This is a genomic window from Amycolatopsis sp. NBC_00348 (assembly GCF_036114655.1).
GTDB lineage: Bacteria > Actinomycetota > Actinomycetes > Mycobacteriales > Pseudonocardiaceae > Amycolatopsis.
Genome location: NZ_CP107994.1, coordinates 99,859 through 113,649, shown reverse-complemented (window position 1 = coordinate 113,649; position 13,791 = coordinate 99,859). Strand labels below are relative to the sequence as shown.

At 72.5% G+C, this 13,791-nt stretch carries 8 protein-coding genes and 1 tRNA gene; 3 read left to right on the top strand and 6 right to left on the bottom strand.

Features of this window, described 5'->3' with window-relative positions; all coding sequences use genetic code 11:
• Positions 1-148: 148 nt before the first annotated feature.
• From OHS58_RS00440 to OHS58_RS00430, 3 genes are all read right to left on the bottom strand, one after another.
• Positions 149-2,827 (bottom strand): tetratricopeptide repeat protein, encoded by a 2,679-nt coding sequence (locus OHS58_RS00440; RefSeq protein ID WP_328646777.1) that lies wholly within the window; start codon positions 2,825-2,827, stop codon positions 149-151.
• Between the two features lie 16 nt (positions 2,828-2,843).
• Positions 2,844-4,520, bottom strand: a complete 1,677-nt coding sequence (gene ettA, locus OHS58_RS00435) for an energy-dependent translational throttle protein EttA (RefSeq protein WP_247055465.1) — start codon at positions 4,518-4,520, stop codon at positions 2,844-2,846.
• Between the two features lie 124 nt (positions 4,521-4,644).
• On the bottom strand, positions 4,645-6,663 hold the full coding sequence (locus tag OHS58_RS00430; protein ID WP_328646776.1) for a cytochrome c oxidase assembly protein: 2,019 nt from the start codon (positions 6,661-6,663) through the stop codon (positions 4,645-4,647).
• Positions 6,664-6,720: 57 nt separating this feature from the next.
• Here OHS58_RS00430 and OHS58_RS00425 point away from each other — a divergent pair, with 57 nt between their 5' ends.
• Positions 6,721-7,359 (top strand): phosphoglycerate mutase family protein, encoded by a 639-nt coding sequence (locus OHS58_RS00425; RefSeq protein ID WP_328646775.1) that lies wholly within the window; start codon positions 6,721-6,723, stop codon positions 7,357-7,359.
• Here the strand turns inward: OHS58_RS00425 and OHS58_RS00420 are convergent.
• Together OHS58_RS00420 and OHS58_RS00415 are read right to left on the bottom strand one after the other, a co-directional pair.
• Complete coding sequence (locus OHS58_RS00420; protein WP_328646774.1) at positions 7,333-8,523, bottom strand: sensor histidine kinase; 1,191 nt, start codon at positions 8,521-8,523, stop codon at positions 7,333-7,335. The two genes, OHS58_RS00425 and OHS58_RS00420, sit on opposite strands and share 27 nt — an antisense overlap.
• Before the next feature lie 176 nt (positions 8,524-8,699).
• Complete coding sequence (locus tag OHS58_RS00415; protein WP_328646773.1) at positions 8,700-9,875, bottom strand: MFS transporter; 1,176 nt, start codon at positions 9,873-9,875, stop codon at positions 8,700-8,702.
• Between the two features lie 379 nt (positions 9,876-10,254).
• Between OHS58_RS00415 and OHS58_RS00410 the strand changes: the two genes are divergently transcribed.
• Complete coding sequence (locus OHS58_RS00410; protein WP_326959229.1) at positions 10,255-10,638, top strand: peptidase inhibitor family I36 protein; 384 nt, start codon at positions 10,255-10,257, stop codon at positions 10,636-10,638.
• 1,074 nt (positions 10,639-11,712) lie between these two features.
• Positions 11,713-11,789: transfer RNA gene (locus OHS58_RS00405), tRNA-Arg, on the top strand.
• A gap of 918 nt (positions 11,790-12,707) precedes the next feature.
• Here the strand turns inward: OHS58_RS00405 and OHS58_RS00400 are convergent.
• Entirely contained in the window at positions 12,708-13,727 is a 1,020-nt protein-coding gene (locus tag OHS58_RS00400) for an NAD-dependent epimerase/dehydratase family protein (RefSeq protein ID WP_328646772.1), read from the bottom strand.
• Between the last annotated feature and the right edge of the window lie 64 nt (positions 13,728-13,791).

Sequence of the window (13,791 nt, the reverse complement as noted above, 5' to 3'; positions counted from 1 at the left end):
GACAGCGAAGTGCGACGCATCCCACTCTCCCGGGCCGCCGGCGAGTCGGCGACGAAAGACGGTGTCTCACCGAATGAACTGCGTTCGCTGCTGCGGCCGACACGAACCCGGCGATGGGTGGCGGTGTTCGACGTCGGCGCGGAGCGGGTCAGTCGGACGAGCCGTGCCGGCGGGTGTCCGGGACCTCGGCGCCGTGGCCGTTGCGGCCGTGCCCGTTGCGACGGCCGCCGTTGTCCTCCGACCCCAGCTGCTTGACGAGCGCGGCGGCGCTGGCCGTGCCCGCCTGGTGCTCGGCGAGCGCGCGGGCCAGCAGGTCGGCGAGACCGGCGTCCGGCGGCGGCTCGTCCTCGGCGATGGCGCGCGCGTAGCTCTCCGGGAACGGCGCCGTCGCGGGCGTCCAGTGCCCGAAGTCCTCCATCGGCTCCAGCGACGGCGGCATCCGCAGCCGCGGCAGCCACGGCTCGGCGTCGTCGCTGTAGTCCTCGGGACGCGGTGCCGGCGCGAGGGCTTCCGGCCGCTTCGGTTCGGGAGCCGGCTCCGCACGGGGGCTTTCGGCGTCCTCGGCCCGGCGGCGGCCGCGGCCCCCGCCACCACCCGCAGCGGAGATCCCGAGCCGGTCCAGCACCGACTGCGAACCGTGCTCGGAGTCGTGCCGGGTCGAGGGCTGCGGCTCGCGCCGCACCGGTTCCCGCTCGGCCGCGGGTTCGGGCGCGAGCGGCAGGGCCGGCGTCACGCGCGTGGGTGCCGACTCCCGTTCGGCGGCGGTCTCCCGCAGCCGGGCCTCGGCGACGGCGGCCCAGGAGAACTTGGCCTTCCCGTTTCCGGCGGGCGCCTCGGCGGCGGGCTGCGACGTCGCGTGACCGTTGGACTCGGGCGCCTCGGCGGCGGGCTGCGGTGCCGAGTGGCCGTTGGACTCGGGCGCGGCCGACCGGCCGGATTCCGGTGCGGCACGGCGGCCGGACCGGAAGTCGGCCGACTCCGAGCCGAACTCCGGCTTCGACCGGACTTCGTCGTGCTCAGGCTGGAAATCGGGCTGCGCCGGGCGGACCTCGACCGGCTCGGACCGGAACTCCGGCTTCGCCGAGCGCACCTCGATGGGATCCAGGCGCGGCTCGGACGCGGACCGCCGCTCGGCCCGGGACTGCGGCCGCGCTTCCACGGCCCGGTTCTCGCCCGTCCCCGCGCGCTGCCACGGCGGGCGGGCTTCGCTCGGCTCCGGCCGCCGGCCGGGCTCGGCCGCGCGGGCTTCGCTCGGTTCCAGGCGCCGTTCCCGCGCCGGACGAACCTCGGCCGGCTCCGGACGCTCCCGTGTCTCGGGCTGGGGGGCACGCTCGGCCGAGCGGACCTCGATCGGCTCCGGCCGGGTCGCGGGCCGCTCCGGGCGGCGCTCGACGACCACCGGCTCCGGCCGCGCGGGTTCGTCCCGCACCGCCGGCAGCAACGTCGTCTCGGCCGCGTCGGCGGTCGCCCGGGGCCGTTCGAACGACCACGCGGGCGCCGGCGTCCCGGATTCCGGCTCGCGGCTGCCGAAGGACCAAGCCGGAGCTTGCGGGGCGGCGGGGGCAGCCGGTTCGCGCACGGCGGGTGCCGGCGCCGGGGCGGGCTCGGCCGCGACGACCGGGACCGGCCGTGACGGCACCGCCTTGAGCACCTCGTCGAGGTCGATCGACGCCGGTTCGCCGGTGCCGAACTCGCCGGCCAGGACGTTGCACGCCTGCCGCCGGGCTCGCGCGTACAGCTGTTCGGCCGCGCGCGAGCGGTAGAGGCACGCGATGGCTTCCTCGGCCTGGCCGAAGCGTTCGTGCAGCTGCGCCAGCTCCAGCCACAGCCGCGCGGTGACCGCGGACAGCCCGTGCCGGTCGGTGCTCGCGACGGCTTCGCGGACCAGCTCGATCGCGGCCTCGCCGGAGCCCGATGGCAGGTGGATCCGGGTCGCGACGGCCAGCCGCAGCCAGCTCGCGGGCGCGACGCCGGCGGCGCGCATGGGCTCGGCCAGCATCGGCTCGGCGATCTCGTACGCCATCTCGCTGTCACCGCGGTCGAGCAGCGTGCCGACCAGCAGCAGGACGAGGCGGATCCGGACGAGCCCGCCGTCGTCGGACGGGTTGTCGAGCTTCTCCAGGAAGCCCAGCCCGGTGCGGGCGGCGTCGGCCGCCGCGGTCAGGTCGCCGTGGCGGCGCCGGTGCGCGGCCGTGCCGACCCGCAGCAGCGCCCGCACCAGCAGCTGGGTGTCGGCGCCCAGCGAGTCGTCGCCCAGCACGAGCTTGTCGGCTTCGACGAGGACGCGGTCCAGCTCGGACTTCCGGCCGATCTGCGCGAGGCAGCCGACCAGGTGCGTGAGCGCGGCGGCGCGGTGCACCGGCGAGACGACGGGGTCGGTGAGCACCGGGCGCAGCGCGGACAGGCCGGTCAGCGGCACGCCCAGGCTGCGGGCGCAGACGGCGAGGTCGATGCGCAGCCGGGCGGCGATGTCGCCGTACCCGGCGTGCTCGGCCGCGCGCAACGCCGCGACCGCCCGCCCGACCGTGGCCGGCCGGTCGCCGAGCCGGACGCGCGCGGACACGACCAGGCTCTCGGCCCGGATCCACTGCTCGTCGGCCCCGGCGGCCTCGGCCAGCGCGGCCGCGCGCTCGCCGAGGACCAGGGCGAGCTCGGGCGCGCGCAGGTGCAGCGCGTCCGCCCGCTCGATGAGCCGGCCGACGGCGGAGAGGGTTCCCCCGGCATTGGCGGATCGCCCGCTCTCGGTGCCCGTCGACGCGCGTCCTCCGGCGGAGGTGGCGGTCGACGGCGCGAGCGGGCCCGTCAAGTGCTGCTTGCTGGCTTCCACGGGGAAACCCGCCCCCTCAGTCGCGGGTCAGCTTGCGGTGGGTGACACGGTGCGGGCGGGCCGCCTCGGCGCCCATCCGCTCCACCTTGTTCTTCTCGTACCCTTCGAAGTTGCCCTCGAACCAGAACCACTGCGCGGGGTTCTCGTCGGTGCCTTCCCAGGCCAGGATGTGCGTCGCGACCCGGTCGAGGAACCACCGGTCGTGCGAGATCACCACGGCGCAGCCGGGGAACTGTTCCAGCGCGTTCTCCAGCGAGCCCAGGGTCTCGACGTCCAGGTCGTTCGTCGGCTCGTCGAGCAGGATCAGGTTCCCGCCCTGCTTGAGGGTCAGCGCCAGGTTGAGCCGGTTGCGCTCACCACCGGAGAGCACCCCCGCCGGCTTCTGCTGGTCCGGGCCCTTGAAGCCGAACGCCGAGACGTACGCCCGCGACGGCATTTCGGTCTGGCCGACGTGGATGTAGTCCAGCTCGTCGGAGACGACCTGCCAGACGGTCTTCTTCGGGTCGATCCCGCCGCGGTTCTGGTCCACATAGGACAGTTTGACCGTCTCGCCGATCTTGACGATGCCGTCGTCCGGCTCCTCGAGCCCGACGATCGTCTTGAACAGCGTGGTCTTGCCGACGCCGTTCGGGCCGATCACGCCGACGATGCCGTTGCGCGGCAGGTCGAACGAGAGGCCGTCGATGAGGACGCGCTCGTCGAAGCCCTTCTTGAGCTTGTCGACCTCGACCACGACGCTGCCGAGCCGGGGGCCCGGCGGGATCTGGATCTCTTCGAAGTCGAGCTTGCGGTGCTTGTCCGCCTCCGCCGCCATCTCCTCGTAGCGGTCGAGCCGCGACCGGGACTTGGTCTGGCGCGCCTTGGCGTTCGACCGGACCCACTCCAGCTCGGTCTTCAGGCGCTTCGCGAGCTTCATGTCCTTCTTGCCCTGGACCGCGAGGCGTTCCTGCTTCTTCTCCAGGTACGTGGAGTAGTTGCCCTCGTACCCGACGACGCGGCCGCGGTCGATCTCCATGATCCACTCGGCCACGTTGTCCAGGAAGTACCGGTCGTGGGTGACGGCGAGGACGGCGCCGGCGTAGCGGGAGAGGAACTGCTCCAGCCACAGGACACTCTCGGCGTCCAGGTGGTTGGTGGGCTCGTCGAGCAGCAGCAGGTCCGGCGCCGACAGCAGCAGCTTGCACAGCGCGACGCGGCGGCGCTCACCACCGGACAGGTGGGTGACGGCCTCCTCGGGCGGGGGGCAGCGCAGCGCGTCCATCGCCTGCTCGACGGTCGAGTCGAGCTCCCAGGCGTCGGCGTGGTCCAGCTCCTCCTGGAGCTGGCCCATCTCCTCCATCAGCTCTTCGGTGTACTCGGTCTCCATCAGCGTGAGGACCTCGTTGTACCGGTCGAGCTTGACCTTGATCTCGCCGAGGCCCTCTTCGACGTTCCCGCGGACCGTCTTCTCCTCGTTGAGCTCCGGCTCCTGCATCAGGATGCCGACGCTCGACCCGGGATGGATGAACGCCTCGCCGTTGCTGGCCTGCTCGATCCCCGCCATGATCTTGAGAACGGTGGACTTACCGGCACCGTTCGGCCCGACCACGCCGATCTTGGCGCCGGGGTAGAACGCGGTGCTGACGTCGTCGAGGATGACCTTGTCCCCGACGGTCTTGCGCACCTTCTTCATGGTGTAGATGAACTCGGCCATACGCACGATCGTAGAGCGCACCTGATCGCGACCTGACGCCGGTCACCGTCGGGCTACCGAAAGTCAGCCGCGGATCACCGGAACGGCCGATCGCCGGAGTCTCAAGCTCAACCGGAAGTCGAGACTATTCGGCGCGCTTCCCGTCGGCCATGTTCTTCAGCATCGCGTTGTAGGCGTTCAGTTCCTCGTCGCCGGTCACCGCTTCGCGCCGGTCGCGCCGCTTCGCCTCGCGCTCGTCCTGACGCGCCCACTGCACCAGCAGCGCGATCAGCACCAGCAGCACCGGGATCTCGCCGGCCGCCCACGCGATGCCGCCGCCGAGCCGCTGGTCGGTGAGCAGGTCGGAGACCCACGGCAGGTGCAGCTGGCTGTAGAACGCCTGCCCGATCACGGTCTGCTTGCTCATCAGGATCACGCCGAAGAACGCGTGGAACGGCATCGCGGCGAACATCATCCCGAGCCTTGCGAGGTACGGGAGCCGCCGCGGCGCCGGGTCGACGCCGATCACCGGCCAGTAGAAGACGTACCCGGCGAGCAGGAAGTGCGCGTTCATCACCAGGTGCGCCCAGTGGTAGCTCAGCGCGTTGTCGAACAGCCCCGAGAAGTACAGCGCGTAGAACGAGCCGACGAACAGCGCCAGCGCGACCACCGGGTGGGTCAGGAACCGCGACACCGGGGAGTGCACGAAGGCGACGAGCCACTCGCGCGGCCCCGGCGGGTCGTCCTTGCTCGCGGCGGGCAGCGCGCGCAGCGCGAGCGTCACCGGGCCACCCAGCACGAACAGCACCGGCGTCACCATCGAGAGCAGCATGTGGCTGCCCATGTGGACGCTGAACATCGCGGGCGAGTAGCGGCCGATGCCCGACGACGTCGCGATCAGCAGCACCACGCAGCCGGCGATCCAGGCGACCGTGCGGCCGACCGGCCAGGTGTCGCCGCGGCGCAGCAGCCGCCGGACGCCTGCCAGGTACAGCACGCCTAAGACGAGGGCCGCAGTGCCGTAGACGAGGTCGAAGCGGGTGTCGAAGAGCAGCCGCCACAGCGTCGGCTCGCCGTCGAGGTTGTAGCCGATCAGCAGCTCGGTCGTCGACGGCTGGGTGACCGCGTCGGCCGGGGGCGGCGTCCTGGCGAGCCCACTGGCGATGCCGAGCGTGACGAACATGATGAGGATCTCGACCGCGGCCAGGCGCAGCAGCTGCCCGCCGCCCCTGCCGTCGACGAGGTCCGCGACGCCCTTGCGGCGCTGCTGGTGGCCGAAGACGCCGAGCAGCAGCAGGGCCACCGTCTTGGCGACGACCAGGAGGCCGTAGTCGGTGGTGAACAGGTCGTTCAGGCCGATCCGGACCAGCGCGTTGATCACACCGGAGATCGCCATCACGATCCAGCAGACCAGCGCCAGCCGCGAGAACCGCTGCGCGGCCAGGCTCAGGTGCGCCCCGCGCCGGTAGCCCAGCGCCAGCAGCGCGATCAGCCCGCCGACCCACAGCGACGCGGCGACCAGGTGGAACAGCAGGCTGTTGGTGGCGACGTCGTGCGAGCCGCCGCTGGCCGAGTGGCCGGTGACGGCGACCGGGACCAGCCCGCCGACGGCCAGGAAGAACAGCACCGCCGTCCAGCCCCAGGACAGCGCGAGCCGGCAGCCGAGCGCGACCAGCACGGCGATCAGCGCCGTCCACAGCCACGCCTTGGGCTGCTCGATGGCGCCGACGAGGTCGAGCAGCGTCTGCGGGTCCAGGACGTCGCCGAACGGCTTCCCGGCGGTGTCGGCGGCGGTGAAGGCGACCGAAAGCAGGGCCGCGGCGAACCACACCCAGGCGGCGATCCCGGCGGCGCGCAGCGCGCCGTAGCCCTCGGGACCGAGCGTGCCGGACTTCTGCGGCGGCACCAGGAACGCCGCCAGCAGCAGCGAACCGACGCAGATCACGGACGCGGCCTCGGACAGCACGCGCACGACGGTGATGCCGTACTTGGTGACCAGCCCGGGGTCCGGCAGGCCCGCGATGACGTAACCGGCACCGCCGGTCAGCGCGATCAGCCCGACGGCGACGACGGCCGCCAGCAGCACGCCGACCGAGAGCAGGGGCAGCACACTGGCCCGGCGACGCGGGGGCACGCCGGATTTCGTCACGGGCTCGCTGGACACGTCCCAGAGGGTATGCCCAGCCGCGGTGACGTCCGTGTGACGGGCAGGATGGAGTGCGTGAAGATGATCCTGCTGCGGCACGCCGAGTCGCTCGGCAACGTCGACGAGCGCGCCTACACGCGGATCCCCGACCACGCCCTGCCGCTGACCGACGCGGGCCGCGCGCAGGCCGCCGCGGTGGCGCCGGAGATCGCCCGGCTGCTCGGCGGCGCGCGGCCCGCCGTGTACGTCAGCCCCTACCTGCGCACGCGGGAGACGTTGCGGCTGCTGGACATCGAGGCCTCGTGCGACCGGCTGCTGCAGGAGCCGCGGCTGCGCGAGCAGGACTGGGGCAACCTCCAGGACCCGGCCGACCAGGAGGTCCAGAAGGCGCGACGCAACGAGTTCGGGCACTTCTACTACCGGCTGCCCTTCGGCGAGTCCGGCGCCGACGTCGACGACCGCGTCGCGGGGTTCCTCTCGGACCTGCAGCGGCGCGACGAACGTCACCCGGAGACGGTGCTGATCGTCTCGCACGGCCTCACGCTGCGGCTGCTGTGCCGCCGGTTGTTCGGCTGGAGCGTCGAACTCTTCGAATCGCTGTCCAACCCCGGGACCTGCGAATACCGCGTGCTCGAGGAGCACGACGGGAAGTGGACGCTCGACCGGCCGTTCGGCCAGTGGCGGGACTCACCCGACGGGGAAACGCAGCTCTAGCGGGGCGCTCAGCACGACGCGGGTGCCCTGGCCCGGCGCCGAGTCGATCCGGGCCGCGCCGCCGATCTCAGCGAGCCGCGCGTGGATCGAGTTCTCGATGCCGAACCCGGCACGGCGGGCGCCGAGGTCGAAGCCCGTGCCGTGGTCGCGCACGGACACCGTCACGACGCCTCCGGTCTCTTCGAGGCACAACACGGCTCGAGGCGTCCTTGCGTGCTTCAAGGTGTTTCGCAGGGCTTCGCGGGCGGCGTCGTGAAGCGCGTTGACGAGGCTTTCGGGGACGTCAGTGACCTTCGCGAGCACCACGAGGTCGACCCGCAGCCCCTCGGCCGTCATCTCGACCGCCAGCGCGCCGAGCCGGTGCTCCAGGCCACCCGGCTCGGCCGGCGCGTCGCCTTCGAGGCTCAGCCGCAGGCGCAGAGCGTGCGCGCGGGCGGTGCGGCGGACCTGGTCGAGGCTGGCGCCCGGGTCGCGCAGGTCGCCGGGCGAGGGCAGCGCGAGCGCCTCCATCACCTGCAGCACGGTGTCGTGGACGTCGCGGCGGTGCCGTTCGCGTTCGGCGGCCCGGCCGCGCTGCTCGCCCAGCCCGAGCGCGAACCGCATCGACCCGGCGACCAGCACCACGATGGCCAGCGACGTCGCCGCCGCGGCGACCAGCGCGAGCAGGATCCACGTCGCGGGCGCCGCCGTGCCGGACAGCGCGGCCAGCACGTACCGCAGGAGCACCGCCGCGGCGATCGCGGCGCCACCGGCGAGCGCGCCGCGCAGGAGCGTCCAGATCATGACCGTGCCCATGATGTTCGGCCAGGTCAGGGTCAGGAGGTCGGCGAAGGACGGGTGCGCCGCGAACAAGGCCGCGGCCACGCTCGTGACCACCGTGTACGTGGTGTCGGCGGCCAGGACCGGCCGGATGCCGGTGGTGCGGCGGAAGACCCACGCGATCTCGAGGAGGTTCGGCACCAGGTAGCCGGCCACGCCGAACCAGAGCACGGGCGTGGTGACGGTGTCCGCGGCCCACACCACCTGCACGAACAGCGCCAGCCGGAACACGACCGGGATCAGCACGAGCCGCGGCACGGCGCCCTGGACCAGCGAAAGCCCGGGCCCGAAGCGCCCGCTCACGCCGGCGAGCGCCCCCGCGCCGCCGAGCAGTACAACCCTCACGACGTCCCTCCCGCGACCGAGGCCCCTACCCCGATCAGCCGACCTGAAATGGAAACGTCGCCGTATTCATTTCAGTTTACCGACGGGGCTCAGCTTGCCTCTCCCACCGCGAGCCTGTCAACGCCCGGGGCGTGGCTGAAACCCGGTTGGCGGCACGGATTTCGCGTCGGGAACGGCTAGCGGCCGACGATCGCGGCCGCGTCCTCGCGCCGTCGCGACCGGCGGGCCGCCAGCGCGGCGGGCAGGATCAGGGCCGCCACGAGCGCGACGAACACGAAGGCCACGCTGTAGTCGCTCACCTGCGCGATGCCGCCGATGACCGGCGGACCGCCCAGGAAACCGGTGTAGGCGATGGCCGTGACGAAGCCGATCTCACGCTCGCCGCCGGTGCCGTCCCCGCGCTTCCCGGCGTCACCCGCGAGGCTCAGCGCGAGCGGGAACGACGCGGCGAGCCCGGCCCCGGCGAGCGCGAACCCGACGTAACCGGCCGCGGCGACGGGCACGGTGGCTGTCGCGAGCAGCCCGAGAGCGGCGAGCGCGGACCCCGCGACGAGGCAGCGCGTCGGGCCGAAGCGGCGTTGCGCCCACGTCCCCGCGAGCCGGGACAGGGCCATGACCAGCTGGAACCCGGCGAACGCCAGCGCCGCGGCCCCCTGGCCGACCCCGCGTTCGGCCGTCATCAGCAACGCGGACCAGTCCGACGACGCGCCCTCGGCGATGGCCGAGCACAGCGCGACCGCGGCGAGCAGCCACAGCACCGGACGCCGGATGGGCGCCCGGCCCGGTGCGGCGTCTTTCGCCTGCTCGGGCCGGCTGCCGGGAACCGCGCGGACCACGACCAGCAGCACCAGGACGGCCACGATCGCAGCGACGGTCAGGTGACGCGCCGGCGACCAGCCGTGCCCGGCGGCGAGGCCCGCGGCCAGCGACCCGGCGAGCGCGCCGAAGCTGAACCCGGCGTGGAACACCGGCATGATCGCCAGACCGACGCGCCGTTCGACGGCGACCGCGGCGACGTTCATCGCGACGTCGAGCAGCCCGACGCTGACCCCGATCACGAGCAGCGCACCGGCCAGCAGGGGCACGTCCGGCGCGAACCCGATCAACACCAGCGAGCCGGCGGCGAGCACGGTGCTCCCGGCGACGACCGCCCGGGCCCCGACCCGTTCGACAAGCCGCCCGGCAACGGACGCGGCGGCGAGCATGCCGACGCTGGCACCGAGCAGCGCGAGCCCGAAAACCCCTGGTGAGGCGTGCACGTGCGCGGACAAAGCGGGCGTGCGCGAGGCCCAGGAGCCCAGGGCAAGCCCGTTGAGCGCGAACACGGTGAACACCGCGACCCGATCCCGCATCGGACCCCCTTTCTCGCCTCAGCGTGACTGAAGCGCCTCGGTGACGCTGAGGCAAGGAGGACTGCGCCGAGGACCGGCCGCTGCTGTCCGACGCTCCCCGCGCCGTCCGGGGGTCTCGCGCGCCACGGTGTCGAACGCGTGCAACCTGGGCGGCCCCGCCGAAATGCCGGTGGAGCTGGTGATCCGCACCGGCACAGCGCGCGCCTAGCACTGCCACGCCTGTTGATCAAGACCATTCGCAGATCTGTGGACAACCATTCTCGTTTCCATCCGTTGTCCACAGTTTCGAAAGTGCGTGCTGACAACTCCCCACGCACCCGCCAATCTGGAATCACACATTCACCGCGGCCCACCGGCCGCACTCCCGAGGGGATCCACGATGTCTTCACGCCGCCTCCGCGCCCGCCTGCCGCACCTGCTGCTCCTGGCCACGATCGGCCTCCTGACCAGCGCAGGAGTCGCCCAGGCCGCCCCGTCCCAGCCGGACCCGGTCTGCAAGAAGGGCGAATTCTGCATCTGGTCGGCCGACCACTATTCGGGTGACGCCCAGCGTTTCGACCTGCGCACCGCGAATCCGGAGGACTGCATTCCCCTGCCCGAGGGATTCGACGGATCGTCGTTCGTCAACCTGATGAGCCGCGACGTCACGGTCTACCAGAGCGAGGAATGCACAACAGAGGGCGACTTCATCACCTACCCGGGTGCGGGAACGTACGTCCCGAACGCCCCGTTCGTGGTCCGCGCGATCAAGATCTGGGAGTAGCCCGCACCACCCCTTGCGGGCCGCGGTCCACGCAGCCGACCACCGAGCCCGGCAACCAGCCCGCGCTCAGCACCAGCGACGGCGACCTCCGACCGCGGCCCACGCGATCAGCCGGCCCCAGGCCCGGACTGCACGCGATCGGGGAAAGCCCCGGCGCGTGGCCTGAGGCCCAGCGCGTGACCTGTGACCCGGCCGCAGCACCAGCCCCATCCCAGGACCGCACCCCGCGCGATCTCCCTGGCGCCCTGGTCTGCGCCCACGGCCAAGCCGACCGCGGGCCAGGGCCCGGGCGCATCGAACCGTCCAGCCGTGGCCGCCCGGCCACGAACCAGCGCTTCCAAGCGAAGCCACCGAACGTGGTCCTCTGCGACCACCTGCTGCTCCCGAGCCGTCTCGCGCGACCTCAGGAGCGGCAATCCCCGACCAGGGCCCGGCAGACCGCCAGCTCCATGGAGCGAGCCGGCTCGCCAGGCGACAGCCGAGCCCCGGGGGGCCGCTTGCCCCGAAGCGGCCCCACCCGTGGGCGCGCCCAGCGGCAGGGCGCGCCCACGGGCCCAACACCCCAGGTGCCGCAGACACCCAGCGCCAAGGCCCCAGCGCACCACCAGTCGTCCACAAGCCCCGGCCACCAGAGGCGAGCAAGCCCGAAACCATCCCCTACCGGTGACCACACCCGACTCACGGCGCCGGGCCGATCACCCGCGCCGCCAGCCTGACAGTCCGAAGCACCTCCACCAGCCAACTCCCGCGCGTCACCGGCAGTCCGCGCGCCGCTCCTCGAAAGGGTCGAACACCATGCCCCGCCACACCCTCCCGGCCCCACGGCCGGGACCTCACCCGACCGGGTGGAACCCGCGGATCCTCGACCACCGCGCGGAAAGGTCCGCACCACTTTCGCGCACCGGTCCGCGACCTCGGGGCGCCGCACCGCTTTGACCTCGACGCCGCCGAACTCCGAAATTCCGTCGAACGAGACCTGAAACGATTCGCCGGTGTCGAACGATCGAGAGGATGGCGACGACTAAGCTGCCGATGCCGGGCGACCGGCACGGTCGGCGCGGTCCGTCGGCGCGGGCCCTCGTAGCTCAGCTGGATAGAGCAAGAGCCTTCTAATCTCTAGGTCGCAGGTTCGAGTCCTGCCGGGGGCGCCACCAGGGAAGACGTCGTGCGCGAGCGCGCACGACGTCCACCGCGCGAAGTGATCGGCCCCACACCGCCCCTTCTCGGCCGTGCTCCCACTGTGGACGGTCACCGTTTTCGTTCCCGGTTGCCTGAGCCCGGAAGTCGCACCGCGTGTGCGTCCAGGTGGCCCAACGCTCCCCGGCCGAACCCATCCGAGACAACCTTGTTACCTGACCGGCTCGGCGGTCGCTCGCGCCCTTCCGCAGCCGAACCGTCACGCCGAGCGATCAGGCCAACGCCCGCTGAGCAAGCCGATCGAGCGAAACGCAGAAAGGAAGACGCCCACGGTGAACCAGGAATCCCCAGGCGGCCGCCACCGCCGGCGAAGGGAGAACGCCATCACCCGCACAGCCTTCGACGAAGCCCGCCGAGCAGGCTTGGTCCGACGCCACCTGACGAAGCTCCGCTACCTGGCCGAGCGCACCCCGCCCACCGCCGAACCCGACCCCCGAACGCCCAAGCAGGCAACGGAGGGCCCGCACTCCACATCGGACGCCGCCTAACAGTGCCCGGCGCCCACCGGCCATCCGGGCCCGCCCTGCCACTGGGCCACGCCCCAGGCTTCAGCTCCGGCACGCGGGCCAACAGATCGGGAAAGGACTCGACCACCGGAACCGGTCGCGTCTCCCGCTCGCGCCGGCCAGGGCCTGCCAACGACGGCGCAGTCAAGTCAGGCAGGCTTCCCGTTCGCGGCAGGTGAGCGCGAAGCGGTCAAGTCCGGCAGCGGTCCCCTGGCGCGGCAGGTGAGCACGACGCGGTCAACCAGCAGGCTTCCCCGGTGCGGCAGACGAGCGCAGTGCGTTCGAGTCCGGCAGACCTCCCCAGCGCGGCCGATGTGCGCGAGGCCAGCGTGCGCAGCACGCGGAGGACCAAGCGGTCCACGTCCCTCAAGCCGCGCGCAATCCCTCGGCTGCCGCAGCTCCCGCAGCTCGGACTGGGAGCAGGCCCTCGCCGTGCAGCCAGCGGATCGTGTCGACCAGCGTCTCTCCCAGCGGGCGGCCCGGTTGACCGGGCACCTGAGCTGCGCAAGCGCACGTGTAGATCGCGCCGTACTCGGCCGGGATGTGCCACGGCCATGCCCGTTGCGCCCAGTCCACCAGCACTCCCAGCGGCAGCATCGCCCGGGCCGGTAGGTGGATCGCGGGTAGGGCCCGGCCCGTCACCTCTCGCAGCGTGGCCATGAACTCGCGGGTGCTCACGTATCGCCCGGGGCCGAAGTGGCGGCCGCCTGCTGGGCCGGTGCCCGTGATCAACGTCGCGTGGAGGGCTGCTGTGTCGCGGACGTCGCCCATCGGGAGGCCGCCCGTCGGCCAGATCGGCATCAAGTGGCGCAAGGTGTTGCGGAGCCGCGTCACCTGGTCGCCCAGCTTGGGGTCGTGGGGGCCCAGCAGCGCCGGTGGGTAGGTGATCGTCAGCGGGACTCCCGCCTTCTGGTGAGCGCGGGCCACTGACTCCGCCGCGGCCTTCGCCGCCAGGTACCTCTCGCGGGGACGGCCGACCGGGGAATCCGCGTCCAGGACCTTGCCGGGGGACGGCAGCAGCGCTCCGAAGCTGGAGACGTACACGATCCGACCGATTCCGGCTCGGCGGGCCGTTTCCAGGACCTGCTCCGTGCCGGCGACGTTCGTCCGGGCCAGTTCGTGGCGCGTTCGGCTGTCGAACGAATACACCGATGCCGCGTGCAGAACGGCGTCCGTTCCACGGACCAGGCGGTCCACGCTGAAGCGGTCCAGGACGTTGCCGGTGACGACGTCCACGTTTCCCGCGTCCACGCCGAGGGGCGCCAGCGCACGCTCCACTGCGGACTCGTCGCGGACGAGGAGGCGGACGCGGTGGCCCGCCCGCAGGACGGCCGCCGCCGAGTGGGCGCCCACGTATCCCGTGCCGCCCGTGATGCCTACCAACATCGGACCTCCAGGAAGCGGAACGGGGCCGCTGCCCGCGGATGCGGGTAGCGGCCCCGTCTCGACC